The sequence below is a fragment of the Leptothoe sp. EHU-05/26/07-4 genome (genome assembly GCF_043421015.1).
GTDB lineage: Bacteria > Cyanobacteriota > Cyanobacteriia > Phormidesmidales > Phormidesmidaceae > Leptothoe > Leptothoe turfae.
The window spans coordinates 683,938-709,827 of the sequence record NZ_JAXSQV010000002.1; the positions used below are offsets into that span (position 1 = coordinate 683,938).

Consider the following 25,890-nt stretch of genomic DNA (forward strand, 5'->3'; position numbering starts at 1 on the left):
ACCCAATGGCGTCTCCATTTCCTGGAATGGATCCATACTTAGAGCATCCGGAAATGTGGCCAGGTGTTCATTTGCTAATGATTGCAGCTTTAGCAGAGTCTTTAGCCCCCCAACTACGGCCTAAGTATTCGGTCTCAGTCGAAGTTCGAATGTACGAGATAACTTTGGTTGAGGTGCCAATGCCCATTACAGTTCGACAAGGGTATTTAGAAGTACGTGAGGTGGCAACCAAAGAAGTCGTTACTGCGATTGATCTACTATCGCCCATTAACAAACGTCCAGGGCGGGGGCGACAAACTTACGAAAATAAGCGGGAGCGGGTACTCAGTAGCTCGACTAATTTAGTCGAGATCGATTTATTGCGAGCCTATGAACCCATGCCAGTCTTGGGAGATGGCCTGCATAGTCATTACAGGGTTTTAGTCAGTCGTAGTGATTTAAGACCCCAAGCAGAAATCTATAAATTTAACGTAACGGATCAGGTGCCATCCTTTCAGCTACCGTTACGACCAGACGATCAGGCTCCCATAGTCGATCTACAGCGGTTATTAGATGAAATTTACGAGCGCTCAGGATATGACCTAAAGCTGGATTACCAGCAAGACCCTGTGCCATCTGTAAGTGATGATGAGGCAGCTTGGTTAGATTCTTTACTTTGTGAGCAAGGATTACGCTCCCTGTCTTGAGAGAACGACCGTTGCCCGCTACTATAAGGCGCATATTTTGTGGTCGGCTCTAGGACAGTGCCTCAATGATTGACTCAGTGCTGCGTACCCTTACCTTTGGTCAGCTTTCGCTACAGCAGTGGCGAGAGGTGAGCCTTATCCATTGGCTGCTAACGCCATTACGTAAATGGCGTCAGGGTAGCGGGCTACTGCCCCATGGTGACCTGATAGCAGCTGCTATCGTAGCGGTGCTGCTGGTACTGTCTCCTTATACCTCCACCACCCTCATCGGTATTTTGCTGGTGGCCTGTGCAGCGCTGTGGTTTCTTCTCACAGTCAGCGATGAGGCCAACGGTTGGCTCACGCCTATTCATCTGGGGGTCACCCTCTACTGGGCCACCATGGTATTAGCTACGGCCCTGTCACCGGTCAAAGCCGCCGCCGTTTCTGGGTTGATTAAGCTCACCTTGAATCTGTTGCTGTTTATGCTGCTGGCACGGATACTGCGGCAGCCAAAGTTGCGTACGGGGGTGGTCTCTGTCTATGTGCTGGCGACTTTACCCGTAGCGGTCTATGGTATGCGCCAATATTTCTTTGGAGCTGAGGCCCTGGCCACCTGGGTGGATCCAACGACTAATTTATCTGGGGCAACTCGCGTTTATAGCTATCTAAAAAATCCTAATTTGTTGGCAGCCTATCTGATGCCTGCAGTTGCCATGAGCGTTAGCGCCTTTTTTGTATGGCCCCGCTGGCTACCTAAGGTGTTGGCAGCCATTGCTTTTTTTCTAAATCTTGCCTGTTTGGTGCTGAGCTACAGCCGTGGCGGTTGGATAGGGCTGTTGGGGCTATTTTTTGTGCTGGCAGTGCTGCTGGTGTACTGGTGGAGTGAACTGTTTCCATCTTTTTGGAAGCAATGGGCACTACCGATGTTGTTGGGGGTAATGACCGGTTTGGTTGTATTTGCCGTGCTGTTTGTTGGCCCGGTGCGTGAACGGGCTATGACCATGTTTGCCGGGCGGGGAGACAGCAGCAACAACTTCCGCATTAATGTGTGGGAAGGGGTGATGGATATGATCCGGGCGCGGCCTGTTATTGGCATTGGCCCTGGTAATGAAGCTTTTAACAGAGTTTATCCGTTCTACCAGCGTCCTAACTACACTGCTTTGAGTGCCTATTCAATTTTTCTAGAAACCCTGGTTGAGGCCGGCATTATTGGCTTTACGGCTCTGTTGTGGATGTTAGGAACAACCTTATATCAAGGGTTACACCAGCTACGGCGTCTGCGGATGGATATGAATGGGCAGGGCTATTGGCTGATTGGTGCGATCGCAACCTGTTCTGGTATGTTGGTCCACGGTTTAGTCGATACCGTCTGGTATCGTCCCCAGGTCAGCACCCTCTGGTGGCTGTGCATGGCCATTATTGCCAGTTTCTACGTGCCTCGCCAGCAACGCTACGAAGAATAGGGCTACGTTATGACGTCCCCAGAGCCCATGGGCCTGAGGACGATGAAACATCCTGGATAGGACTACCGGAGGAGACTAGTTCTGTTCGTCAGAGCTAGTCTCACAATGTCTTCTTTGTGATGGGGGTGATTATTAACAATGGCAACAGAATCCCTCGGTCTATGGGGAGTTCCCCTAGGAATATTGGCAGGCACCCTGCGGGGCAGTGCCCCATTATTATAGTTGGTGCGATCGCACTACTCTGGAGAATCAATCAGCCCCGGGTGATCGTCTGGACGAGGACCAGGTGCAGGCCAGAAAAAGCGACGTTCTTCTTCAGTAATGGGCTTATCGTTAATGCTCGCCTCTCGGCGACGCATTAACCCATCCTCGTCAAATTCCCAATTCTCATTACCATAGGCGCGATACCACTGACCGGCATCATCGTGCCATTCATACTGAAAGCGCACGGCGATCCGATTCTCACCAAAGGCCCAAATCTCCTTAGTCAAACGATAATCCAGTTCTTTATCCCATTTTCGGGTCAAAAACTCTCGAATCGCATCTCGTCCCTGAAAAACCTCAGCCCGATTGCGCCAGTGGCTATTTTCTGAGTAAGCCATGGAAACCCGCTGTGGATCTCTACTGTTCCAGGCATCTTCTGCCATACGAACTTTTTTAACAGCAATCTCATAGGTAAATGGGGGGACCAGTTTCGAAGCTGACATGGGCAAGAATCCTGAGTAATCAGTCAAAGAGTGAATTCGGAGTTCATTCTCCCTATATATACCCCTCAGCGTGCCAGGTAGATGGGACGAACTTTTGGAAAACTAGGATTTTCTTGGGGCTCTCAGTGCTCTCTATTTTTATCAATCAATAACATTGACCTTTCACCTCCCAGGAGTTTCTTGTATCTTAAGTAGAGTGATCATTCTACTTGGATAAAATCATGGCCGAAGCAACTACCGTAACCGCTGAGGTAAAGGCACCGCTTACCCCCATTCCTCAAGACGGTCTAACAGATTTAGCCGCTAAGAATAAGGCCAACCCTGCCGATAAAACCCTAAAAGTTAAAACTGTCTGCACAGGCAAGTTTCGCAGCCTTAACTACGCCCGTGATCTGGACGCATTTGCCATTGATGAACCTCCTGTTCTTTTGGGAGATAATACCGCACCCAACCCATCTGAGATTGTGTTGGGAGCCCTGGGTTCCTGCTTGGTGGTGGGCATTCAGGCCAATGCAGCCGCAAAAGGCGTTACCTTAACTAAGCTAGAAGTTGCCCTAGAAGGCGATATCAACATTGTTAGCACCTGGGGGACTGGAGAACTGGCCAAGCCTCAGGCTGGGTTTACTGATGTCCGCGTTAAGGTAGACATCGACGGTGATGCTGACCGGGCAGTGCTAGAGGAAATGGTGACCCATGCGAATACATGGTCACCGGTGTCTGCGACATTAAGCAACCCTATGCCGGTATCGGTTTCAACGGTTTAATTGGAACGGTTGGATTAAATTTATCTAAAGTCGGAGTTTCTACCGTGAGAAACTCCGGAAACTTCTCTTTAACCTTTTCGTCTCTGGCTTAGGGCATTTCTTGCGTATATTCGTTTGGGTAATGTCGATTCTGGCAACCAATACAATATTTTGGCATCGTTAGGTCTCCATTAGGTTTTCAAGCTTCAAAAATCTAACCCAGCGATCATCACATACCGCTTTATCAGCCCAACTCAATACATCGGCCTTTTATAGAGCATCGCCATGCAAACCATTTCAAAATCATCGAATCATAAGGCATCTTCGGCAACCTTAGATTCAGATCCGGCCATTGCTAACCTACGCACTGTAATTAATCAAGTGCTGACACCTAAGGTGCAAGACATTGATCTCAAAGGAGAGTATCCGGATCAGATTATGCACCAGCTAGGGACTACCCATGCCTTTGCCCATGCAGTGTCCACAGACTACCAGGGGTCGGGTAAAGGATTGAGAACAGCGATTCAAAGCATTGAAGAAATTTCTAAAGACTGTCTTTCGACCGGATTTATTACCTGGTGTCAGGTGGCCTGCACCTGGTACTTAGAAAACACTCAGAACACGACGCTGAAAGCAGAGATGCTGCCTAAAGTCGCGACGGGTCAGGTGCTAGCCGGTACTGGGTTATCAAACCCCATGAAGCATTTTGCCGATATTGAGAAAATTGCCCTGACGGCAACGCGTGTGGACGGTGGCTACATCGTCAACGGCCTGCTGCCCTGGGTGTCTAATTTGGGGCCTGGCCACTATTTTGGGATTGCCGCCAAACTGGCTGATTCGGAAGACTACATGATGGCGCTTGTTTCCGATGCGCTAGAGGGGATGTCGCTGCGGCTTAATGCTCACTTTATTGCCCTGGAAGGGACAGGCACCTATAGCTGTGTATTCCGCGATGCCTTTGTTCCAGATGAGTGGGTTTTGGCATCTCCCTGTGAGGAGTATGTCGCCTGCATTCGCCCTGGATTTATCTTGACCCAGATGGGTATGGGGTTAGGATTAGCCGATAGCTGTATTGAGCTGATGCGTCGGTCTAATAAGCGTCTGGGTCATGTAAATTGCTATTTGGATGATCAAGTTGAAGACCTGGCTGATGCTTTGCACATGGCTCGGTTGCATACCTACAGCCTGGCTGACCAGCTGAATGAATGTACAGGGTTGGCTGATCCACAACTGGATCGCGAGATTATTCAAGCCCGGGTAACCGGTGCAGAACTCTCGTTACGGTCTGCTCAAGCGGCCATGCTGCATGCGGGGGCCAGAGCCTATGTGCATGGTAGCCCGGCAGAGCGTAAGTTGCGGGAAGCTTATTTTGTGGCGATTGTGACTCCCGCTCTCAAGCATCTGAAGAAGATGTTGGCTGATATGAAGCAGCAACCCGCTTTGTCGGTTGCCTAACAGTCTCAAATTGGGAGGGTGGGAATTGCTTACCCTCCTACAGGCTACTTGACTGGAGGGGACATTCAGGTTTAGGAAATATAGCCTTTGAATGCATCACTTAGCCGACCTTGTAGGCAGTGGACACTGAGGGTTGTAACGAAAATCAAAGTCTGTAAAACGGTATCCGTTGATACGAAAATAAGATAGATTAACCGTTCTAATAGATATAATCAGGCTTTAGTTCTACCCAAAAATTAATATGAAATCGGTCACGGATCAGTTCCGCCAGTGGAATAGTCTTTCTTGCCAATATGGTGGGACTAATACCATGCCGACCCGCTGCGTTGTTTGTGGAAGTTATCATTCTACTCAGGACCACTGGCGTTTGATGGCTGAGTCGGAGATGCCCCAAAATCCGGCTGATCTGATCGATGATCTGGCTAAAATGCGGTTTTATAAGCCAGAGGCCATTGAGACTGCTGATGCTATTAGTCAGGCGGAGCTACGAACGGCTCTGTTTGTGAGTAAGGTGGGCAAGGGTAGCCCCAAGCGAGAGCGGCTGGTTCGAGATTTAATTGACCTGGCAGGCGGTCTGGATCAGGCGTTTGGTGCAGCCTTTGGACCTAAGGCTGGAGAGTTTTTTAGTGATGCTCAGCGCATCAGTCAGGTAACTCGGCGTAAGTTTTTACAGAACATTGCTGTGGGGGCAGCTTTGGTCACGTTAGCCAACTGTGCCGATTCAGCGGAGGTTGCTGATGATCCTCAAGGGTCTGTTGCTGGTGCCCCTGCTGGCTCGTTGGAGAAAACGAGTCTGAAGCTAGCGTTTTTGCCGATCACCTGTGCGACTCCAATTATTATGTCGCAGCCGCTGGGCTTCTATGAGAAGCATGGTCTCGATGTGGAGCTGATGAAGTATGCTAGCTGGTCGGTGGTCAGGGATGCTGCGATCGCAGGTGAACTCGACGCTTACCACATGCTTGCACCCATGCCCATTGCCATGTCCCTTGGCTTGGGGTCCACTCCTTTCTCAATTAAGCTAGCCAGCATTGAGAACAACAACGGCCAGGGTATTGCCGTTGCCAACAAACACCTGGGCAATGTCAGCGGTCCCGCCGACTTTAAGGGCATGACCATCGGCATTCCCTATGATTATTCCAACCATAACCTGCTGTTACGGTACTACCTGGCCACTGGCGGGTTGGATCCAGACAACGATGTGAAGCTGTTGATTTTGCCCCCGCCGGATGCGATCGCAAAAATGTCCACCGGTCAAATTGATGCCTTTATCCTGCCCGACAACTTTACCCAGCGGGTCGTGCAGGATGACATTGGTTTCATTCACATCTTAACCAAAGACCTGTGGCAAGGGCATCCCTGCTGCGCCTTTGTTGCTGCTCAGAATTGGATTGATGAACACCCCAACACATTCCGCGCCCTTAACAAGGCCATTATTGACGGGGCTACCTACGCCAACAATCCAGCCAACCGTAAGGAAATTGCAGCGGCTATTGCCCCTCGTGAATATCTGAATCAGCCCTTGCCAGTGCTGGAAGCTGTCATGACCGGTCAGTTTGAAGATGGTCAGGGCAACACCTTTGACATTCCCGATCGGATTTACTTTGACCCCTACCCTTGGAAGAGTTTTGCCAGCTGGATTACTACACAGCTCGTACGCTGGGATTACACGTCGGCGGATAAGATTGCCGATGGTGGTCGAGAGTTCTTCTTGACGGATCTAGCGCGGGAACTCGCCCTAGAACTGGGTGTGGATTCACCCGAGGAAATCTCCCGGATCGAAAAGATGAAGTTTGGCGATTTTGACCCAGACAAAGCCGATGAGTACTTGAAAGAGCAGGTTGATAAGTTTGGCGTTTAATTAACCCGGATGACGGATCTCGGAGTCTCGTCTAGGATAGACTCCGAGATCGGAGTGGGTCTCAACAACTGGCAACGACAATGGCAAAATCACCTTAAACGTTGTCCCTGTGCCCAGCTGGCTTTTGACCTGAATATCTCCCTGTTGGAAATCAACAAACTGTTTGACAATACTTAGGCCTAATCCAGTACCTGGAATGTTACTGACATTCTTGCCTCGGTGAAACGGTTCAAATAGATGGGGATAATCTTCCGGCGGAATTCCTAGACCGTTGTCTTTGACTACAAAAACTGCCTGTTCCTTATGGCGGAATAGAGACAAATAAACAGATCTGCCATCCAGGGTGTAGCGAACAGCATTAGACAGAATATTGGTCAAAATTGAACGCAAAAGCGTTTGATCTAGTTTCGCGATCAAAGGTTTGTGTCTGCCAGTGAATTCCAGCTGCCCCGTTTGTGAGGGCAGTTCTGTCAGCAGATTGCGACAAAAGTCGACGAGATTTAGGGGCTCAGGGTTGAGGCATAAGCGCTTGGCTTCCAATTTACCAAGCACTAAAATATCGTCGATCATCTGAGTCATGCGCTCAATATTCTCTTTAATAGTCACAAGATATTGATTTTTCTGCGACTGCGATAATTGTTCGTCATACCGATTTAAAGAGGAGACTGACAGCGCAATATTATTCATTGGATTGCGAAATTCATGGCACACCATGGAGACAAATCTGGACTTGAGGTCACTCAACTCCCGCAATCGCTCATTGGCCGCATAGAGCTCGGCTGTCCGCTTTTTTACTTTGAGTTCTAAATCTTCGTTGGTCTGTTGCAAGACCGTTTCAGCCCACTTGCGTTGGCTGATATCGCGAAAGGTCACCACCGCCCCAATCAGTTCGCCATGATCGTCGCGCATGGGCGTACTAATGTATTCCACCGGGAAACAGGTGCCATCCTTGCGCCAAAAGACTTCATCGGTAACCCTTTGCACATGCCCTTGTTGGAAAACTTCATAGATCGGACAACATTCCCTGGGATAAGGACTGCCATCAGCATGGGAATGATGGAGAACTCGATGCATCGACTGACCGATCAAATCCTCCATCTCCCAATCGATCATGGCAGCGGCGGCTGGATTCACAAAGGTAACATTGCCCTGCAGGTCTAACCCATAGACCCCCTCGCCCACGGCGTTGAGAATTAGCTGATGTTGACGACGTAGAGCTTCAAGTTCGTCATGTTCTGAAAGGCTAGCGGCATCACGTGGTTCCATAAAGCTGTTCAAGACTGTAGTGCACTACACCACGACTGGTTCCTAAAACCCTTAAACCTGTTAGTTAAGCATACAAAATACCCTCAGCAGAGGGTAGGCCCTTGCTGATTTATTGGAGCCATCGGTCTAAAATGATTGGTTAGAACGGGTTGGATTTGTTTTTCCTGGAGGTCAGCAACGGCAAGAGTATTATCTTAATTTCCATCTTAGATGGTAGGGGCCATGGTGAAAACGATTCTGGTCATTGAAGATGAGGCCCAAACAAGAGAAATTTTTCTCCGCTGTTTGAAATTTGAAAAGTTCAAAGGCATTGGCGCAGAAAATGGGTCTACTGGCGTTAGACTAGCGACAAAACATCGTCCTGATCTGGTGGTTTGCGACATTATGATGCCAGACATGAATGGCTATGAGGTATTGACCTCCCTTAGAGGGAACGCGGTGACAGCTGCAATTCCATTGATCTTTTTAACGGCCAAGGTAACAATGGCAGACCTCCGACAGGGTATGACCTTGGGGGCAGATGACTATTTGACAAAACCCTGTACGGTAGAGACTTTTTTGGATGCGATCGCATCCCGCCTAAAGCGTCAAGATGAACTTAAACGCGGGTTACAAGCAACATCTTTTATGGATGCCCAGGGTCAGGATCAGGCTACTGCTGAAACAATCTTTCCTGAATGTCCGCGACTGAACGCTGTTTTCGAATTTATCGAAGCTCATTATCAAAAACCCATTAACTTAACCGATGTAGCTCAGGCTGTGGGCTACTCTCCTGCTTATTTAACGAATCTATCCCAAAGCCATACAGGTCGAACGGTAAAAGCTTGGATTATTGCCCGGCGCATGGCTCAAGCTCGACAATTATTGTCCAATACGGCTGAGTCCATTAAACAAATAGCCAGCTCTATCGGCTACACCGATGCTGGCTATTTCACTCGACAATTTCGCAAGCTCCATGGCGTGACGCCACAGGTTTGGCGGAGTGGTCCCAATTCGTAACAATCGCAACAAAACAACGCTATAAACAGCCAACAGACTTAAAAAGTCCTAGTTTTGCAAAAAATAATCCAATGTAATCCCTAGAAGTGATTGGTATAAATTTTACTATCAAATCCCGCATATAAACTTAGTTCGTGTCCAAGTGTGGAGTTCTATTGCAAAGGACATTATCCATTTTCCCTTGGACGCCGTTTAACTTACGTGGATAACCAATAGTCTCAGTCAACGCTAGTTAAGGTGAGTAATCCTATGGTTTTAACCTCCGCACAAACTGATCAAGGGTGGAACAATCTAAATTGCGATCGCGGCAATCTCACCGATTTTCAGACGGCCTGCGTCATCTGTGGTGGAGCTCATCTGACCCATTCCCATTGGGAATTCTTACAAACCATGCCCCAGGACCCAGTGGAGATGGTGGATGACCTGATGAAGATGGGGCTGTATAAGGATCAGCAGCTGCGAGCTGCCGATAATGTCAACGCCTACGAGCTCCGCAAGACTCTGTTGCTCAAAGCAGCGGGCAAAGGTGATCCAAAGCGTGAAAAATTGGTGCTGGCCCTGGCAAGACAAGCGGGCGGGATTGAAAATGCGTTTGCAGCGGCCTTTGGCCCCCAAGCCGGACTGTTCTTTACCGATGCCATTCGCAACAGCCGATTTACCCGTCGAGAGTTTCTTAAGAACTTAGCCATTGGTGCGGCACTAGTGACCCTCAGCAACTGTGGCCCTAATTCCCAGCAAGCGGCAGAAGAAGAAGATGCCGCCGCTCCGGTGGATGTCTCCAACCTGGAGAAAACGGATCTCAAGATTGGTTTTATTCCCATTACCTGTGCTACACCCATTATTATGTCCGAGCCTTTGGGCTTCTACGCCAAGTATGGGTTTAATGCCGAGGTTGTCAAGATGCCCAGTTGGGGGGCCGTACGAGACTCTGCCATTGCTGGAGAATTGGACGCTTATCATATGCTTGCACCGATGCCAATTGCCATGACCCTGGGCCTAGGGTCTGCATCCTTTGGTGTCAAACTCGCTAGCATTGAAAATATCAATGGACAGGCCATTACAGTTGCCGAACGCTATAAGGGACAGATCAACGGTCCAGCGGACTTTAAGGGCTTTACCATCGGCGTCCCGTTCCCCTATTCCATGCATAATCTGTTGCTGCGCTACTATCTAGCAACTGGGGGTATCGACCCCGATGTGGATGTTAAGATTCGCCCCGTGCCGCCACCGGATAGCATTGCCCAGTTGATTGCTGGAGATATTGACGCTTACTTAATGCCCGATCCCTTTAATCAGCGTGCCGTCTTTGAAGGGGCTGGGTTTATCTTTAAGCTGACTAAAGACCTATGGCCAGGTCATCCCTGCTGTGCGTTTGCCGCTAGCGATCAGTGGATTGATGCCAATCCCAATACCTTTAGAGCGCTGAATAAGTCCATCATTGAAGCGGCTGGCTATGCTCGTGATCCGGCGAATCGTCCTGAAATTGCTAAGGCAATCTCCGAGAGAGCATTTCTTAATCAGCCAGTTGAGGTGGTTGAGGCTGTGCTGACCGGTAACTTTGAGGATGGTCAAGGTAACACCCTGAGTGTGCCGGATCGAATTGACTTTGATCCATATCCCTGGCAGAGTTTTGCCAACTGGATTTCTTCGCAACTGGTGCGTTGGGATTTACAAGGGGATGGTAAAGCTAATCAGGTTATTACCAGCGAAACCTATAATCAGATCGGGAAAGATATTTTCTTAACTGACTTAGCTAGAGAGTTAGCTCAGGAGGTGGGGCTTAACCCACCGGAAGATATTTACCGCACTGAGACCCTTGAATTCGATACCTTTGACCCTGCTGATCCAGCAGCTTATGTCAAAGAGCAAATTGATAAAAATGGTGTTTAAGTTCAGCGGTCAGATCTTGAAGGAGGTGCAGATTACATGGCCTTAAGTAAGCCAGCTTTAAATAAAGTTAATGGCGTTGACAGTAGGTCCCCATGGCTTAATGAGAATGTCAAGGCGTTGGGACTATTTGTTATTTCGCTCATTCTTTTCTTAGTGTTTTGGGAAGTTGGTGCCAACCTGAAGTTGTTTGCTAAAGGGATGCCCACTGCTTCTAAAACGTTGCAAGAACTATGGTGGTGGACTACTCATCCCTTTTTTGATAATGGCCCCAACGATTTAGGCATTGGGTGGAATTTATTAATTAGTTTGCGACGTGTGGCAATTGGTTACATTTTAGCCTCTGCGATCGCAGTTCCCCTGGGCATTCTCATTGGCATTTCACCCATTGCCTACAAAGCCTTTAACCCTTATGTACAGCTCCTAAAACCAGTCTCACCGCTAGCCTGGTTACCTTTAGGGCTCTACATATTTCGAGATTCCGAAAAAACGGGCGTCTTTATCATTTTGATCTCCAGTATCTGGCCAACGCTGATTAATACAGCCTTTGGTGTCGCCAATGTAAGTCCAGAGTATCTAGATGTCTCCAAAACATTGGGAGCATCAAGGTTGCGGACCATCTTTAAGGTGATTATTCCAGCTGCTCTACCCAATATTGTCTCCGGTTTACGGATCAGTATGGGCATCGCCTGGTTGGTGATTGTGGCGGCTGAAATGCTTTTAGGGACCGGGTTAGGCTACTTTATATGGAATGAATGGAATAATCTCTATATTCCGAATATTCTAGTTGCGATTTTCATCATCGGTCTGGTTGGGCTCATCTTAGACAGTATGTTTGGTGCCCTAGAAAAATTTGTTGCGTTTGGGCGTAAAGCATGAGCATTGCTTCCGTCAATTATTCCAATAATGGTGCCGTATCTCCTGAACCTGAATTTCCTTCGGCCCAGCTTTCCATTCGGAATGTTACCAAGGTGTTTGCAGGCAAACGGGATATCTTCAGTAGGTTGTCAGGTAAGACAACCCGAGATTTTGTCGCCATTGAAGACATCAGTTTAGACATAGAACCTAATACATTTGTCTCTATCATTGGTCCTTCGGGCTGTGGTAAGTCGACATTGCTCAATATGGTGGCCGGGCTATCCCCCGTTACTGGGGGTGAAATATTGCTGAATGGTCACCCCATTCAAGGGCCTGGTCCTGATCGAGGCATGGTTTTTCAGAACTATGCCCTGATGCCCTGGATGACCGTTGAAGAGAATATTCGGTTTGCGGTTGAAACCGTTTTTCCCAAGCTGTCACCCAAGCAAAGGACTCGCACCATTAAAGAGCAGATCCAGTTAGTGGGGCTGGAAGGGGCGGAGAAAAAGCATCCCCATGAACTTTCAGGAGGGATGCGACAAAGGGTCGGCATTGCTCGTGCTTTGGCTATTAATCCTCAGATTTTACTGATGGATGAGCCCTTTGGAGCCCTGGATGCCTTAACTCGTGGCTTCCTACAGAGTGAAGTTGAGCGCATTTGGGAACAACACCGGAAGACGGTCATCATGATCACCCACAGTATTGAGGAAGCCTTACTGCTGTCGGATCGCATTGTGATGATGACTCGAGGGCCAGCTGCTCGCATTGATGAGATCCTCGAAGTCCCATTCCCCCGACCTCGCGATCGAGAAACCATCGATCAGCATCCGGCCTACCACGATCTTAAGGCCGAAATGGAACACCATCTGTTCCGTGAAACCCGTGCTGTTGAAGAGTCTCGTATCCAGGTTAAATAATTAGAGCTGCGTTAAGCGTTATTCCTGTTTAAGTTTTGCAATCAAGAGGTGATTTTTGCGATGGCTATTTCTGAAATCTCTGCCAAGTTTCTCGCAGCCAAGAAAGCCAAAGGGGTATCATTTGCCGATTTGGAAGCCAAGCTAGGCTACGACGAAGTCTGGATTGCATCAGTCCTGTACCGTCAGGCCAGTGCCTCTGAAGAAGAAGCCACCAAAATTGTTGAGGCCTTGGGCCTGGGAGCAGAATATGTTGAGTATCTGACTGAGTGTCCTGTAAAAGGTGGTCTAGACCCACTTGTGCCCACTGACCCCCTGATTTATCGCTTCTATGAAATTATGCAGGTTTATGGCATGCCGGTTAAGGCAGTGGTCCATGAGAAGTTTGGTGATGGCATCATGAGTGCGATTGATTTCTCCATTGATGTGGAGAAGGAAGAAGATCCCAAGGGCGATCGGGTGAAGGTGATCATGTGTGGCAAATTCTTGCCCTACAAGAAGTGGTAAGACAAACATAAATGGTAGGGGTATACAGCTAGCTGTGCGCCCCTACCGCATGCATATTCAGCAAGAGTTGTTGTGTTAGCAGCCTTAGCTGGAGTCTTTCATGGCTTTGCCTACGGGGAAGGGATCTGATTAGCATTTTAATCATCTGTTGTGATGGGCTAGTGTTGTTAGCAGAGTAAATATTTCTATCCCCTCTACTCTCATTTTGCTTTCTTTCTGGGGCTAACTCTTACCCAAGCATAGTGGCGCTTCTACCTGGACCAGAAGCGCCACTTTTTTAGTAGTACTAAATTAGTACTACTAACAGCAAATCTGCATTCAGTGTGTTGTTAAGCTTTCTCTAAATTCAGCAGTAACGTGTTCCTAAACTAAACTATCAGAGGTTTTACGAAAACTATCGAGGCTATTAAGCAACAACTCTAGACCAAACTCAAAGTCATGAATGCCGTTATACCGACCATCCATGACATAATGCGTGAGCTTATTCAAGTAAGGATAGGTGTCCACTGGGAGCATGGCAACATGCTGCTGCGCTGCCTCTACATACTCTGCTTCTTCAAAGGGAAAATTCAACTTCTGTAGGGTAAAACCATAAATATGGCTATCGATGGCATTCCACACATGATCCGCCATTTCAAATGAAAAGCCCGCTTCCACCAGGCAGCCCAGGGTAGCATCCACATAGCGCAACATTGCTGGCCCCACATTGGCCCGTGACACTATAGCCATGGTTGCCCAAGGGTGACGTAACAAGACCCTATGGGCTGATATCGCCCGACTGCGCATCGCTGTTTTCCAGTCCACTGCCACATCAGGCACCTCTATCTCACTGGCAACAATATCCACCATGCCGTCTATCAAGTCATCCTTATTGGCCACATGGTTATAGAGCGACATAGCCTTCACCCCCAGCTGCTGGGCAAGCTTTCGCATCGAAAGCGCATCGATGCCATGGTCATCGGCCAATTGCATGGCCGCTGCTAATATCCGTTCGCGGTTTAACGGAAACGATGGGGATGTACCTGTGGCATTCGTCTTTTTGCCCATTTAGCTTTTCTTTAGATCAGCCCTAACCCTTCACCATTCAGCTGTTTTTAAACATTTGGCTCGATGCACATCTTGACATACTTACAGCGTAAGTTACACTTACAGTGTAAGTTGGGAATTTGAGACACTTAGTGCTGATATTGGCTATGGAGCCTGCGCTGCGCTCATCTGCAAAACGACTCTTCGCATGGGAGAGACCCATTATGCAAACGCTAAAGACCTCTGCCTCCGTTCAAGGAAACACGTTGGAAAGTGACAAAATGAAGGCCATTGTCCAAGACACCTATGGTTCGACCGATGTCCTGCGACTGGAGAATGTGGACAAGCCAGTTCCACAGGATAATCAGGTGTTGGTCCGTGTTTATGCATCATCTGTCAATGCAGGGGACTGGCATTTGATGCGTGGCACGCCATTGCTGATCCGGTTAATGTTTGGCGGAATTTTGAAGCCCAACATTAAAACCCTTGGGGCAGATGTGGCAGGATCTGTAGAAGCCGTTGGCAATGATGTGACGCAGTTTAAACCAGGGGATCAGGTGTTTGGAGATGTGTCCGAATACGGGTTTGGTGCCTTTGCTGAGTATGTCTGTGTGCCACAGGATGCCTTGGTGCTAAAACCCTCCACCGTACCTTTTGCCGTCGCTGCCGCCATGCCAGCTGCAGCCATGGCTGCGCTTCAAGCCCTGCGCGATTGTGGGCAGATTCAACCAGGGCAGAAGGTTTTAATCAATGGTGCGTCTGGGGGAGTGGGGTCGTTTGCGGTGCAGATTGCTAAGGCATTTGGCACTGAAGTAACGGGAGTGTGTAGTACAAGCAAGGTGGAGATGGTGCGATCGCAAGGTGCCGATCACGTCATCGACTATACCAAAACCGACTGCACCCAAGCAGAGTCTCAGTACGATCTCATTCTTGATGCTGCCGCCTACCGCTCGGTATCTGACTTTTTACCTGCCTTAAAACCGGGCGGCACCTATGTCATGATCGGGGGTGCCACCGGATCATTCTTTCAGGCAATGTTGCTGGGGCCTTGGTTAGCAAAGCGCAGGGGGTGCAATGTGAAATGTCTGGAAATGAAACCCAATCATGATGATCTGGTCACTGTGGGAGAGCTGATGGTTGCTGGCAAGATTACTCCTTTTATTGATCGTACCTTTGGCCTGGATGAGGTACCTGCCGCCATGCGTCACGTTGAACAGCGTCAGGTGCAAGGAAAAGTTGTCATTAACATCGGGGAAGAGAGCCCATGCGCGACTGCCCGCTAGTCTGGATAATTATGGGTGTTGCTGGTTCGGGTAAAACGCTAGTGGGGCGGATGCTGGCTGAGCGTCTAGAGAGCGACTTTTTAGAAGGGGATCGGCGACACCCGTTATCCAATATTCATAAAATGTCTTCGCAGCAGCCTCTCGACGATGGAGATCGTCAGCAGTGGTTGTTAGAAATTCAAGGGGATATGCACCGGGCAATTGCCAAAAACCGCGAGACCGTCATCACCTGTTCTGCGTTAAAGGTCGCCTACAGAGAACAACTTTCCGCTTTAAATCGCGTTCAGCTAGTGTGGCTTGATGTACCCAAGGCAGAGCTAGAGCGGCGACTGCTCAGGCGGTCAAATCACTATATGAAGCCTGACATGTTGGCGAGTCAGTTAGCGACCTTTGAACCCATTGCTCCAGACGAGACTGTAATTACGGTCGATGGCCGTTTGTTGCCTGCCAGGATTGTTGACGAATTGTTGAACCAGGCCACGTGGTTGTTTCCAGATTTAGAAAAGCCTTGGTGGAAGAGAGCTGGGGGAGACGACTCAACTAATTCTGATGTGGGTGACGCTGTCATGTATTCAGACATTTATGGCGATGATTTCTAACATCTCAAGGGCGATCGCAACGGTGAGTTTTAACCTGATCGCATACGGTGCCATGTGCTCGCCCTAGGATACCCTACGCTATCTAACAGAATATTTCATACAGAACAGGGGGCAGGTACAAGACCATGCCCCTACCGTGGCCCGTAATAGTTGGGTACCCATGACCCATGCAGACCTGGCACCAGTCGATGATTTAACCACAACCGACACACTGGACCGGCTGCTAAATCTTTTGCATTGAGGATCACCAACGATGAACGCTCCTTGGCATGGTCGTAAACCATGCCAACCAACCAGCCCTCATCCTCGTCCCCACCGGCAGGGACAAACACCGGTTCATCGGTAAAACTGAGACCATCTTCCATCCAGATTTGAGACTTTTGGGTATGCAGATCTACCTTGAGATAACCGATGGGGGGAGACGACTCCCCCACACGGTTGCTATAGGTCATGTAAAGATAGCGCACAGCCTGGGTTTCATACTGAGGGTGGCAACAGGGGTACTCAATGCAATAGTTCTCAAGAACAACCTGGTGATTGACGGTGCCTTGCTGGGGCTGAATGGTTGTTTGCCAAAGATAGGTGGGAGCAATGACATCAAAGTCCGGCGCATACCCCTGCCAGCTACTCAAAAATCCCTGTTCCAGCCCGGCCTCTGGCCAACCGGCACTATAAACCACCACAGATCCATCTGGCTGATCATAGGCACAGGCCTGGTGAATTGAAAACCAGGGGCTGGTCTCAACGATTTGTACTGGCTGCCCTGCCATCGGACCATCGGGACGGGGCACTAAATGTATCCGCGTTGGCTGATTTGTTTGTAGTTGCAGACAATCCGCCGGGGACTGACGACCCAGGATAAAGGGTAACGGGTTAAAGGTAAGGCGGTTTTCAACAAAGACATAGTATGTGGGTGTAAGGGCAAAATCATGGGGATTGATCATGGCCCCAGGCATCTGAAACTGGGAGCGGATGCATTCTTGCCATTGTCGGTCATATTCCACAATGGCAATGGTGAGGCCCTTGAGCTGGGCGGCCCAGTGCCATAGGATGATGCGATCGCGCACCGGATCACCATGGGGATGGGCCGTCGTTGCCCACTGTCCCTGAGCAAAGCGTTGTAAAGTTTGCCAACGGGATTTTGGTAATGACTGAGAAACCAACTGCCCCTGGGAATTTTGGGGTCCGATGGTGTCCAGCGTATGGGGATTCACCTGATACGGTAGTCCAGCCTCGTACATCGCTAGCAGTCTGTCGCCCCAAGCCACTGCGTTTACATTGGCCGGGTTTTTCAGATAAAGCTCCAACAGATTGTCTTGAGGTTTGCGAGTCCCAAAGGTGGAGCGAAACAAAAATCGATCAGCCTGTTCTTCCTGTACAAACTCCGCCGTTTGCACAAACCTGGAATCAAAAAACACCCGCCCATCATCACGAAAGGCGATCCGACAGAGATAACCATCGCCATCTAAAAAATGATTGACTCGTTGGTTACCCCGCTCAAACCCACTGGGACCATTGTGAAACCAGGTGGAGTTTAACAATGCCTCCGGTAACAAACCTTCAATTTCGGTGATTTCGTAGGAAAATTCTGATCTTTGGGACCGAAATGCACCAAACCATGCCGCCTTTTGCACCGGCCTTAGACGATCATCACGTTTACCCCAAACAATCTGGTCAGCATTAACAGGTCCCTGGTCTGTAATCATATTTGAAAGTGTGCATCCACCGATTGCTTATGTACCAGAATAAAATATAGCGCTACCGTAGAGGTGTAGATACCATGACCGCTAAGGAAATATCTCTATGCTACCGTTATTGCCCACCCATCCTCTGGTGCTCAAAGTGATCAAAGGGGTCTCCTGCACATTAATCGCTGGAGCATTGGGACTCGTGGCAACCAAGCTGAGCGGCATGATTGCAGAACATACATTATTAGAGAGAGTTTTTTGGATTGGTGCAGCCGCATTGTTGTTTCATATTTTAGAAGGTATAGCTGTGGGTATTTTGGCCCATCGCTTAAAGGAAAACCCAGTTAAAGCGGGCATGTATACCTTTTGGACTGGGATTGCAGGCATTATAGAAATCTTGCAAAGACTGGAAGATAGCCGCCAGGTAACAACAATTGAGTCAGGAATTAGGATCAAATAATTTATCAAAAGACACCGTTAATGTAGGCTTTCTTAGGTTCAGGAATCGATTGAATTTGCTTAGGAATCACCACTAGCGTGGGGCGATTACGCACATCCACTGTGCCAAAGACTCCCTGTACCTGTAGCCAGGTATCATTTTCAAAGTCATCAGCGGTATCGATGTGGATCGCTAACCCCAGGGGCACCGTATCCGCCAGGCAACAGCGAATGATACGGCGAGCCAGGACAAATTGGTTAGGAGCCCCTGGAAACTGACGATGAACAAAGCCAACGATGTCAACGGGTTGTCCTGGAAAAATATCTAACGGTTCTCTCACGGACGTAATCAAGCGTCGCCATTGCAAGACATTACGTTTGAGGGGATCGGGTTCTTCCCCAGCAGGCTCGGCATAGGACCAGATGTCGATGGCGGCTTTGTTTTCGTCTGCTTCGGCGATTTTCGCCTGGGTTCCAGTGACCCACTGGGCCAGGTTTTTCAATAGGGGAAATCGAGTAACCATAGCTATTTATTTAATGCGAGTATCCAACATCTCTGCCAGTTCTTGCTCTTCAAAGGCTTTGACCACCTCAGAACGCAGATGATCCACAAACAGATTGCGATGATACTCAAACCCTTTGCTCATCATGTCGCGGGGACGGGACATCTCTACTGGCACCATGGCCAAAGTGCGGCCTGGGTTGGCGGTTAAAATCAACACCCGATCCGCCAAGTAAACGGCTTCATCAATGTGGTGGGTAACAAAAATAACGGTCTTACCAGTGCCTTGCCAAATATCTAGCAAGAACTTTTGCATTTGATGACGGGTTTGGACATCCAGGGCAGCAAAGGGCTCATCCATTAGCAACACATCGGTGCCAAGACAGAGGGCACGGGCAATGCAGGCCCGTTGTTGCATCCCCCCCGAGAGCTGATGGGGATAGCGGTTTGCCGCTTTTAACAGTCCCACCTGTTGTAAATACTCCTTGGCTCGCTGGTGGCGTTCCCGTTTTCCTAAACCCTGTAGATTTAACCCAAAAGCAACGTTATCAATCACCGACAGCCAGGGAAATAGAGACGCCTGCTGGAAGATCATGGAGCGATGGGGAGACGGTTCTGTGATGACCTCACCACGAAATCGCAGTGTCCCCGATGTGGGTGTTTCCAAACCAGCAATCATGCTTAGCAGGGTACTTTTGCCGCAACCACTGGGACCAATAATCACTAAAAATTCCCCCGGTTCTACGGAGAAACTGATGTCGTCAATGGCTAAATTGGCTTCAGAGCTGTCAGGATTCCAGATTTTACTGACGCGATCGCAAACAATCTCACCCATCCATAAACCCTCCTGTACACCGTTTCTCAACTCCGTTGAATAAATCTCGCTGGATGGGTGGGCCAATGCCCACCCTACTATATTTGCGCCGATCCTTTCCACCACAGCACCCGTTGCTGCACCTGCCGAAATCCAACATCCAACAGGTAGCCCACCACCCCAATCACAGCCATGCCTAAAAACATCAGCTTGGCATTAAACATTTGCCGACCTACCATCACAATGGCTCCTAGCCCGGTATTCACCCCCACCATCTCAGCTGCCAACACCGCCATCCAGGCCGCAAAAAAGTTAATCCGCAGGATAAAAAACAGGTCTGGAATCACCGCCGGTAAAATCACCTTAAACATCACCTGACGACGGCTGGCACCCAGAACCCGTGCCGTATTGATATACAGCTGCTTGACATTGTTAATAGCATTAACCGTCGCCAGGGTAAGCAAAAAGAAAATGCCAATAAACACCACAAAAATGGCCGCATTATCCCCAATACCAAAGGCCATAATGGCAAAGGGAATCCAGGCAATAGGAGCAATGGGAGCCAGCAGCGTAATCACTGGTAGGGTGAGTTTACCAAAAATCTTAAAGTAACAGGCCAGGCCACCCACCCCAATGGCGGCAATAAAGCCCAGCACCAGACCGGCCACTACCCGCTTGAGGGTAGCCACAATGGCGGTAAGTAAAACAAAATTGCCACCCGTGCGCTCCACACCAATTCTGGGCGCAAGAAACTGTTCCTGATTGCCAATTTCAGCAATAAACTCGTGGGGTGGGGGCAAAATCAAAGTGTTCACCCACCCAAGCAAGGTTACTAATTCCCAAATTCCAATAAACAGACCCAGCGAGAGACACCACCACATAGCTGACGTGGCTACAGTCTGCCACCAGCGACTGCGCGTTTTAGAAACGCGAGGTTTGGCTAGCCTGACAGAAGATTTGAGTTGCATATTTTCTAAGAATAGAATAGTCGAGTTGAAGACATAACGCTAATGACTAAGGAAGCATTAAACAACAACCTCATGACTGAGGTTTTACACTCCAGACGTTCTGCAGAAACCGGTCCAGAACATATATAATCGACCCCACCGTAACCCCAAACTTAATGCTCTTAGGAATAACCTAGTACGTTGGGTTGTAGGGCGGCGTTCCGGCCCTGCCCAGGGGGTGTGGGGAACTCGGAGGGACCCCACGCAGCCGGTTTTGCATCCAGTCAATATCCTGAACCATGATTGTGAACTTTAAACAGTCACCTTCACCTTCACCCGCTCCCAAAGTTCAGGGCTTTCAGCAATCACATCTTCCAACAAAGAGAAATTAACAAAGTTATCATCCAGATCCGTATTAATGTAATTCAACTCCTTCATGCTTTCCGCACGCTCATACATAAAGTTGCGCTTATCCCGTACATCCACACCGGGAGGCTGAGCCTGGGCAGAGGCCAACAGGCTCTCCATGTCGGTCTTATAATACTTATCGATGGTGGCTTGAGCCGCCCCTTCAAAGTTATTTTCAATCTCATACTGAGCTTCAAAGAAGACTCGAATAACGTCTTTCACCATCTCGGGTTCGTTTTCAATGATTTCGTTACGAACGGCGAGAACACAGTCAGGATAGCCACTGCCATAAATATCAACACCATTACCCAGAATATTGCCGTTGGTCTGGGTTTTAGCTTTGGTGGCATAGGGTTCAATGTGGCTGACAGCATCCACCTGACCCGCCAGATAAGCGTTTAACAGTTCAGTTGAGTCACCCAGGTACACCATTTCCACATCGTCGTAGGTCATACCTTCTTTCTTTAAATAGTCATAGACGATGACATCCAGAGTGTCGGCCTGGAAGGTGGCAACTTTTTTACCCTTCAGATCAGCAAAGGATTTGATTTCGGGTTTAGCGACAATGACTAAGCCTTCGACACCACTGCCAGCAACAACTTGGAAAGATGCACCCTGGGTATAGGCTGCGATCGCATTCGTAAACGGAATCACCGCCATTTCTACCTGGCCCGTGGCCAACTGCACCGCCACATCAGCAGGCATCGGCGTCAGAGCCGCTGTTCCCTTAAACCCATACTTGGCAAAGAGTTGTTTCTCAGCAGAGTAAAACAGAGGCATATTACATAACCCCGCCCCATGGGCAAACTTAATCTCACGACCATCCCAACCGCCTGAGCCTACAGGCTTTTTACCCGGTGCGCAACTACTGAGGAAAGATAACAAAGCAGGCGTCATCGCTGCACCCAGACTCATACCCAGAAAACGACGACGGTTAGTACGGGAATGAAACATGATAAAAGTCTCCTTAGTTTAATGTATTCATCAGATAACGAAGCCAATGGACTGAAGCAAGAACAAGAACTTTAGAATAAAGCTTCACCCCAACGATGGGTGATAGCTCTGGCAACTGGTGCAGTAAAACGACTTATAAGCCTCTGGTCTAAACCAGCCGTCATAGACCTTTTTCACATAGGGAAAGACGTCTTTAGCAAGCTCTCGACGGCGTAATTCATCCGATGTGAGGGGAGCCTTGAGCATTTCGGCCAACTCATCCAGCAACGCATCCTTGTCCACATGGGTAAACGTGCCATTCTCTAGAATTACCTCACCTGCCACCATGACAGCATCAATACCATGGGGACGACTCCGGTGAATAACAGCTTCCAGAACAGGAATGGTGTCATCGAGATAGGGATAGGCCAGATGCTCCCAATCCATCACCACCAAGTCTGCAGCTTTACCGGGCTCTAATACACCTACTTCATTGGCAAAGCGCGTAGTATGAGCGCCATTTTCTGTCGCCATTTGAAATACCTGGGATGCTGCGGGCACCAGAGAATCCATACCGGGGACTCGATGCAACTTGAGAACCAGCCGCATTTCCTGGAGCATATCGCGGTCATCATTGATGCCTGCCTCATCCAAACCCATGCCCACTCTAACTCCCTTCTGAGCATAATGATTAAGAGGAGCAACACCACTTTGCAGACGGAGGTTAGAACTCGCATTGTGGCAGATCATCGTCCCTGTTTCGGCAATGAGATCAATGTCTTCTTCTGTCAGCCACACACCATGCCCCAGGGTTAAATGGGGACCTAAAACACCTAATTTGTGAAGATGCTTCACTGCGGATGTACCTGTACGACGATGGGCATACTCCATCTGATAGGGAGTTTCCAGGAGGTGCATGTGCATGCCAACACCATACTTATGTGCATACTCTGTCTGGGTAGTAATGGCATCATCGTCACACCAGTGCAGATTGGCAGGCGCTAACTGTAGGCGAATGCGATCATCGGCAGCCCCTTCCCACTTTTTCCAAAGTGTTTCAAAGAACCAGAGAAAGTCTTCCAAAGGTACTTCGTGGGGCTTGAGCAGGGCCTCCATATCCGCCGCAATACTGGGAGGTAATTTAGCGACAAATTCATCGTTAGATTCATAAACAAAATGGTTCTGCGTACGCACACCAAAACAGTAGGATGCTCGCATACCAATGTCTTCATAGGCTTTGAGTATCTTGTCTGTAATCTCTGGCCACAGGGTGGCAGGTCCTGGCAACCAGCCATGGATATGTTGCACCGTTGTAATCCCTGACTCCACCATTTCAAAAGCAGAGTAGAGAGTATCCAGATAAAAATCCACTTGCCTGGCAGACAGACGACTGGCAAACCAAAGCTCTAGGGGATAGTCCAGCGACCCTAGTTGAAAGGGAGTTAACCCCACATGGTGGTGACTATTAACAAAACCTGGCATCACCACATGGTGAGCTGATCCCAGCATCTTATCAGGTTCATATTTTGCGGACAGTTCCTGATACGTCCCCACGTCTATAATGGTACCGTCATCTACAAAAACAGCACCATCTTCAATAATTTCAGCCTTTGTGCGGCTGATAGCTTTGCAAATAATATATTTACCCCGGATGAGAGTGGATGGCATGGCAGAATTCGCTGAGACAACGAACTTCGAAAGAGAAGTCTAATAAGGCCCCAACTGCTACAGCTAACTGTAAAAAACTAAGCTAATACTGCTCTAGAAAGGGCTTCAGGGAATGTTGCGCTAGTGCCCAAAACACCTTAATGTAAAGCCTAAACCACGCCAAGCTTAGACCGAGCTATGAAAGAAATCATAAGTGAACTGTTTTTGAAAGAACCGTATAAAACAATACGCTTCTCTGAGAATTTCAGTGATTTTTTGTAAACATTACTAAAAATGGGTGTTGCTGATCTTCGGGATGATTTTATCTTTCAAATTCAGACGATTAGCGAGGTCTACCGATCAATTTACCCCCCAAATCAGCACGACAAAAAATGATACTCCCACGATCACCCTTAGATAGTTTGAGTGTTCAAGCGATAGCTAAAAAACTAGCAACAGGGGAGTTAAGCATTACAGAATTATTACAGGCTTGTTTTCAGCGAATTGAGTTACGAGAATTTCAGGTACGTGCATGGACATATCTTGATATGGACCATGCACAACAGCAGGCAACTGTGTGGGAACAGAAATTGCAACAGGAGGGAAGCCAAATCCTGGAAACTTTTCCACTGTTAGGCGTCCCCATCGCGGTAAAAGATATCTTTGCCACATTAGAGATGCCCACTGGCTGGGGAACAGAAATTTATCGTAATCGGTATATGGGTTATGATGCAGCAATTGTCTCAAAACTCAAGGCAGCGGGGGCAATTATATTGGGCAAAACCGTTACCACAGAGCTGGCCACAGCCGCCGCAGGACCGACAGCCAATCCCCACAATTTGGCCCATACTCCTGGTGGTAGCTCCAGCGGTTCGGCAGCAGCGGTGGCAGATGGAATGGTGCCAATTGCCATGGGCTCACAAACCATGGGCTCAATTTTACGTCCGGCTGCCTACTGTGGCATATTTGGATTCAAACCGAGTTTTGGGCTAATTTCTCGCTATGGCATGATGCCAGTTGCTCCAGTCCTCGATCATGTAGGAGTCTTTGCCCGTTGCTTAAATGATATTCACCGATTGTTAACTGTATTAATAGGTACAGATAGTCGAGATCCAGATTGCCAGACGACTAAACAGACTTTTTCTTTTAAAGCAACATCACTATCAGTTCGGTCAACAAAAGATTTTCAATCAATCCGCTTGGGCCTGATCAAAACATCTCACTGGCAACAGACAGAGCGTATTGCTCAATCTCGATTAATGCAAGCTATTACAGTGTTGAGACAGGCTGATATTCGAGTGGATTTGGTGGCGTTACCTGCTAATGTTGATCCCTATTGGAATATTGTTCAAACCCTATGTGCCCATGGCTTGTACCAAAATCATGGTGCTCTTTTATCCAAGGCTCCCGATCAGTGTTCTCCCTTGTTACGAGATTGGTTGCAATGGGGAAAATCTATTTCTGCTGATACTTCCCAGCAAGCTTGCCGATGGCGCTATCGCTATCGTGAACAATTACGCCCTATCTTTGCCAAATACGATGCCATGTTAAGTCCGGTCACTCTGGGACCTGCACCTTTGGGACTGGCCAATACAGGTTCACCCATATTTTGTGGGCTGTGGACCCTATGTGGGTTGCCAGCTCTAAATATCCCTCTAGGAAAAACGGTGGATGGTTTGCCACTGGGCTGTCAGTTGGTGGGATCCCTCTATAATGATCAAAAACTCCTAGAAATCGCCCATCAATGTTGGGCGATTTTAAGTCCTGTTTTTGGAGAGATTACGCTGCCTCCCGTGTCATTCCTGACAGATGAAGGTATAAAACAATGTCAGAGTCATTATGGGTTTGAATTCTCTCCAGGGTATAGCTAAATTTAGCAATTAGGCAGATTGTTGAACTTAAACAACAGCGTCGCCAGAATGAGTTGCCTTTAGTGCTGGATCCGGATAAGGGATCACTATGAAATCGTTTGATCAGCGTTGTATCTAATTAGCTTTTGCCTGGGGTTATATAACTTTTTGTATAAAAATACTCGCCTTAAAAGCAATCAAGATTGTGAGAATACAATGGTTGATGCTACATAAATCCCTGAAATGGGAAATTATCAGTCAAGGTGCTAAATGAGCGTTTTCTTGCAAGATTAAACAATTCCTAGATTTAATCCGCTCACAATCTTAAATTTATCAGTATAAAGAACCTTATAAGCTTTTGTGCCTTGCACTACAATGATTTCAGGTCAAAATCTGTTACACAATTTTCAGCCCTTCCTGGGTGGGGATT

Annotated in this window: 23 protein-coding genes; 14 read left to right on the forward strand and 9 right to left on the reverse strand. The window is 48.4% G+C overall.

Annotated features, from left to right (window positions below):
* Positions 1 to 5 precede the first annotated feature (5 nt).
* Both U2F10_RS04750 and U2F10_RS04755 read left to right on the forward strand, forming a co-directional pair.
* Positions 6 to 686: a DUF4058 family protein gene (locus U2F10_RS04750; protein WP_499871047.1), complete on the forward strand. Its 681-nt coding sequence runs from the start codon at positions 6 to 8 to the stop codon at positions 684 to 686.
* Between the two features lie 65 nt (positions 687 to 751).
* Positions 752 to 2,131: an IctB family putative bicarbonate transporter gene (locus tag U2F10_RS04755; protein ID WP_499871048.1), complete on the forward strand. Its 1,380-nt coding sequence runs from the start codon at positions 752 to 754 to the stop codon at positions 2,129 to 2,131.
* 236 nt (positions 2,132 to 2,367) lie between these two features.
* Here the strand turns inward: U2F10_RS04755 and U2F10_RS04760 are convergent, their stop codons facing one another.
* Positions 2,368 to 2,838 (reverse strand): nuclear transport factor 2 family protein, encoded by a 471-nt coding sequence (locus tag U2F10_RS04760; RefSeq protein WP_499871050.1) that lies wholly within the window; start codon positions 2,836 to 2,838, stop codon positions 2,368 to 2,370.
* A 221-nt stretch (positions 2,839 to 3,059) separates the two neighbouring features.
* On the opposite strand from U2F10_RS04760, the gene U2F10_RS04765 reads away from it, so the two are divergent.
* From U2F10_RS04765 to U2F10_RS04775, 3 genes are all read left to right on the forward strand, one after another.
* Positions 3,060 to 3,602, forward strand: coding sequence for an OsmC family protein (locus U2F10_RS04765; RefSeq protein WP_163664422.1), 543 nt, complete (start codon positions 3,060 to 3,062; stop codon positions 3,600 to 3,602).
* A gap of 264 nt (positions 3,603 to 3,866) precedes the next feature.
* On the forward strand, positions 3,867 to 5,036 hold the full coding sequence (locus U2F10_RS04770; RefSeq protein ID WP_458789319.1) for an acyl-CoA dehydrogenase family protein: 1,170 nt from the start codon (positions 3,867 to 3,869) through the stop codon (positions 5,034 to 5,036).
* A gap of 241 nt (positions 5,037 to 5,277) precedes the next feature.
* Complete coding sequence (locus U2F10_RS04775) at positions 5,278 to 6,894, forward strand: CmpA/NrtA family ABC transporter substrate-binding protein (protein WP_499871052.1); 1,617 nt, start codon at positions 5,278 to 5,280, stop codon at positions 6,892 to 6,894.
* On the opposite strand, the gene U2F10_RS04780 is transcribed toward U2F10_RS04775, so the two are convergent.
* A complete protein-coding gene (locus U2F10_RS04780; protein WP_499059424.1) occupies positions 6,895 to 8,160 on the reverse strand; it encodes a PAS domain-containing sensor histidine kinase in 1,266 nt (421 codons plus the stop codon).
* Between the two features lie 222 nt (positions 8,161 to 8,382).
* On the opposite strand from U2F10_RS04780, the gene U2F10_RS04785 reads away from it, so the two are divergent.
* The 5 genes from U2F10_RS04785 to cynS all read left to right on the forward strand — a co-directional run bounded on the left by U2F10_RS04785 (position 8,383) and on the right by cynS (position 13,325).
* Positions 8,383 to 9,159: a response regulator transcription factor gene (locus tag U2F10_RS04785; protein ID WP_163664430.1), complete on the forward strand. Its 777-nt coding sequence runs from the start codon at positions 8,383 to 8,385 to the stop codon at positions 9,157 to 9,159.
* A gap of 249 nt (positions 9,160 to 9,408) precedes the next feature.
* Positions 9,409 to 11,049, forward strand: coding sequence for a CmpA/NrtA family ABC transporter substrate-binding protein (locus U2F10_RS04790; RefSeq protein WP_163664432.1), 1,641 nt, complete (start codon positions 9,409 to 9,411; stop codon positions 11,047 to 11,049).
* A gap of 36 nt (positions 11,050 to 11,085) precedes the next feature.
* Positions 11,086 to 11,925, forward strand: coding sequence for a nitrate ABC transporter permease (gene ntrB, locus U2F10_RS04795; protein WP_250564935.1), 840 nt, complete (start codon positions 11,086 to 11,088; stop codon positions 11,923 to 11,925).
* Positions 11,922 to 12,821 (forward strand): ABC transporter ATP-binding protein, encoded by a 900-nt coding sequence (locus U2F10_RS04800; RefSeq protein ID WP_499871054.1) that lies wholly within the window; start codon positions 11,922 to 11,924, stop codon positions 12,819 to 12,821. Before ntrB ends, U2F10_RS04800 begins: the two co-directional genes overlap by 4 nt.
* Positions 12,822 to 12,881: 60 nt before the next feature.
* Positions 12,882 to 13,325 (forward strand): cyanase, encoded by a 444-nt coding sequence (gene cynS / locus U2F10_RS04805; RefSeq protein WP_163664436.1) that lies wholly within the window; start codon positions 12,882 to 12,884, stop codon positions 13,323 to 13,325.
* A gap of 363 nt (positions 13,326 to 13,688) precedes the next feature.
* On the opposite strand, the gene U2F10_RS04810 is transcribed toward cynS, so the two are convergent.
* A complete protein-coding gene (locus U2F10_RS04810) occupies positions 13,689 to 14,372 on the reverse strand; it encodes a TetR/AcrR family transcriptional regulator C-terminal domain-containing protein (protein ID WP_499871056.1) in 684 nt (227 codons plus the stop codon).
* 203 nt (positions 14,373 to 14,575) lie between these two features.
* Between U2F10_RS04810 and U2F10_RS04815 the strand changes: the two genes are divergently transcribed.
* Positions 14,576 to 15,634: an NAD(P)-dependent alcohol dehydrogenase gene (locus U2F10_RS04815; RefSeq protein ID WP_499871058.1), complete on the forward strand. Its 1,059-nt coding sequence runs from the start codon at positions 14,576 to 14,578 to the stop codon at positions 15,632 to 15,634.
* Positions 15,616 to 16,233 carry a gluconokinase gene (locus U2F10_RS04820; RefSeq protein ID WP_499871060.1) on the forward strand — a complete coding sequence of 206 codons (618 nt, stop codon included), beginning with the start codon at positions 15,616 to 15,618 and terminating at the stop codon, positions 16,231 to 16,233. The genes U2F10_RS04815 and U2F10_RS04820 overlap by 19 nt, the downstream gene beginning before the upstream one ends.
* A 131-nt stretch (positions 16,234 to 16,364) precedes the next feature.
* Here the strand turns inward: U2F10_RS04820 and U2F10_RS04825 are convergent, their stop codons facing one another.
* Positions 16,365 to 17,939: a carotenoid oxygenase family protein gene (locus U2F10_RS04825; protein WP_499871061.1), complete on the reverse strand. Its 1,575-nt coding sequence runs from the start codon at positions 17,937 to 17,939 to the stop codon at positions 16,365 to 16,367.
* A 97-nt stretch (positions 17,940 to 18,036) separates the two neighbouring features.
* Between U2F10_RS04825 and U2F10_RS04830 the strand changes: the two genes are divergently transcribed.
* Positions 18,037 to 18,381, forward strand: a complete 345-nt coding sequence (locus U2F10_RS04830; RefSeq protein ID WP_499871063.1) for a hypothetical protein — start codon at positions 18,037 to 18,039, stop codon at positions 18,379 to 18,381.
* A gap of 4 nt (positions 18,382 to 18,385) precedes the next feature.
* On the opposite strand, the gene U2F10_RS04835 is transcribed toward U2F10_RS04830, so the two are convergent.
* The 5 genes from U2F10_RS04835 to U2F10_RS04855 form a co-directional block, all read right to left on the reverse strand.
* Positions 18,386 to 18,883, reverse strand: a complete 498-nt coding sequence (locus tag U2F10_RS04835; protein ID WP_499871065.1) for a TIGR03943 family putative permease subunit — start codon at positions 18,881 to 18,883, stop codon at positions 18,386 to 18,388.
* Between the two features lie 6 nt (positions 18,884 to 18,889).
* Positions 18,890 to 19,696, reverse strand: coding sequence for an ABC transporter ATP-binding protein (locus U2F10_RS04840; protein WP_163699794.1), 807 nt, complete (start codon positions 19,694 to 19,696; stop codon positions 18,890 to 18,892).
* Between the two features lie 77 nt (positions 19,697 to 19,773).
* Positions 19,774 to 20,643, reverse strand: a complete 870-nt coding sequence (locus tag U2F10_RS04845; protein WP_499871066.1) for an ABC transporter permease — start codon at positions 20,641 to 20,643, stop codon at positions 19,774 to 19,776.
* Between the two features lie 291 nt (positions 20,644 to 20,934).
* Positions 20,935 to 21,984: an ABC transporter substrate-binding protein gene (locus tag U2F10_RS04850; RefSeq protein WP_499059412.1), complete on the reverse strand. Its 1,050-nt coding sequence runs from the start codon at positions 21,982 to 21,984 to the stop codon at positions 20,935 to 20,937.
* Between the two features lie 84 nt (positions 21,985 to 22,068).
* The gene (locus tag U2F10_RS04855; protein WP_499871068.1) at positions 22,069 to 23,631 is read right to left on the reverse strand and encodes an amidohydrolase family protein; all 1,563 of its coding nucleotides are present in this window, start codon (positions 23,629 to 23,631) and stop codon (positions 22,069 to 22,071) included.
* Between the two features lie 371 nt (positions 23,632 to 24,002).
* Between U2F10_RS04855 and U2F10_RS04860 the strand changes: the two genes are divergently transcribed.
* On the forward strand, positions 24,003 to 25,481 hold the full coding sequence (locus tag U2F10_RS04860) for an amidase (protein ID WP_499871070.1): 1,479 nt from the start codon (positions 24,003 to 24,005) through the stop codon (positions 25,479 to 25,481).
* The last annotated feature ends 409 nt before the right edge of the window (positions 25,482 to 25,890 follow it).

Excerpts from the sequence above, each read along its gene's own strand:
- U2F10_RS04775 (WP_499871052.1), top strand. The coding sequence starts at position 5,278 with ATGAAATCGGTCACGGATCAGTTCCGCCAGTGGAATAGTCTTTCTTGC.
- U2F10_RS04840 (WP_163699794.1), bottom strand. The coding sequence starts at position 19,696 with ATGGGTGAGATTGTTTGCGATCGCGTCAGTAAAATCTGGAATCCTGAC.
- U2F10_RS04830 (WP_499871063.1), top strand. The coding sequence starts at position 18,037 with ATGCTACCGTTATTGCCCACCCATCCTCTGGTGCTCAAAGTGATCAAA.
- U2F10_RS04825 (WP_499871061.1), bottom strand. The coding sequence starts at position 17,939 with ATGATTACAGACCAGGGACCTGTTAATGCTGACCAGATTGTTTGGGGT.
- U2F10_RS04765 (WP_163664422.1), top strand. The coding sequence starts at position 3,060 with ATGGCCGAAGCAACTACCGTAACCGCTGAGGTAAAGGCACCGCTTACC.
- U2F10_RS04855 (WP_499871068.1), bottom strand. The coding sequence starts at position 23,631 with ATGCCATCCACTCTCATCCGGGGTAAATATATTATTTGCAAAGCTATC.
- U2F10_RS04785 (WP_163664430.1), top strand. The coding sequence starts at position 8,383 with ATGGTGAAAACGATTCTGGTCATTGAAGATGAGGCCCAAACAAGAGAA.
- ntrB (WP_250564935.1), top strand. The coding sequence starts at position 11,086 with ATGGCCTTAAGTAAGCCAGCTTTAAATAAAGTTAATGGCGTTGACAGT.
- U2F10_RS04845 (WP_499871066.1), bottom strand. The coding sequence starts at position 20,643 with ATGCAACTCAAATCTTCTGTCAGGCTAGCCAAACCTCGCGTTTCTAAA.
- U2F10_RS04835 (WP_499871065.1), bottom strand. The coding sequence starts at position 18,883 with ATGGTTACTCGATTTCCCCTATTGAAAAACCTGGCCCAGTGGGTCACT.
- U2F10_RS04810 (WP_499871056.1), bottom strand. The coding sequence starts at position 14,372 with ATGGGCAAAAAGACGAATGCCACAGGTACATCCCCATCGTTTCCGTTA.
- U2F10_RS04790 (WP_163664432.1), top strand. The coding sequence starts at position 9,409 with ATGGTTTTAACCTCCGCACAAACTGATCAAGGGTGGAACAATCTAAAT.
- U2F10_RS04770 (WP_458789319.1), top strand. The coding sequence starts at position 3,867 with ATGCAAACCATTTCAAAATCATCGAATCATAAGGCATCTTCGGCAACC.
- cynS (WP_163664436.1), top strand. The coding sequence starts at position 12,882 with ATGGCTATTTCTGAAATCTCTGCCAAGTTTCTCGCAGCCAAGAAAGCC.
- U2F10_RS04755 (WP_499871048.1), top strand. The coding sequence starts at position 752 with ATGATTGACTCAGTGCTGCGTACCCTTACCTTTGGTCAGCTTTCGCTA.
- U2F10_RS04850 (WP_499059412.1), bottom strand. The coding sequence starts at position 21,984 with ATGTTTCATTCCCGTACTAACCGTCGTCGTTTTCTGGGTATGAGTCTG.
- U2F10_RS04820 (WP_499871060.1), top strand. The coding sequence starts at position 15,616 with ATGCGCGACTGCCCGCTAGTCTGGATAATTATGGGTGTTGCTGGTTCG.
- U2F10_RS04860 (WP_499871070.1), top strand. The coding sequence starts at position 24,003 with ATGATACTCCCACGATCACCCTTAGATAGTTTGAGTGTTCAAGCGATA.
- U2F10_RS04815 (WP_499871058.1), top strand. The coding sequence starts at position 14,576 with ATGCAAACGCTAAAGACCTCTGCCTCCGTTCAAGGAAACACGTTGGAA.
- U2F10_RS04750 (WP_499871047.1), top strand. The coding sequence starts at position 6 with ATGGCGTCTCCATTTCCTGGAATGGATCCATACTTAGAGCATCCGGAA.
- U2F10_RS04760 (WP_499871050.1), bottom strand. The coding sequence starts at position 2,838 with ATGTCAGCTTCGAAACTGGTCCCCCCATTTACCTATGAGATTGCTGTT.
- U2F10_RS04800 (WP_499871054.1), top strand. The coding sequence starts at position 11,922 with ATGAGCATTGCTTCCGTCAATTATTCCAATAATGGTGCCGTATCTCCT.
- U2F10_RS04780 (WP_499059424.1), bottom strand. The coding sequence starts at position 8,160 with ATGGAACCACGTGATGCCGCTAGCCTTTCAGAACATGACGAACTTGAA.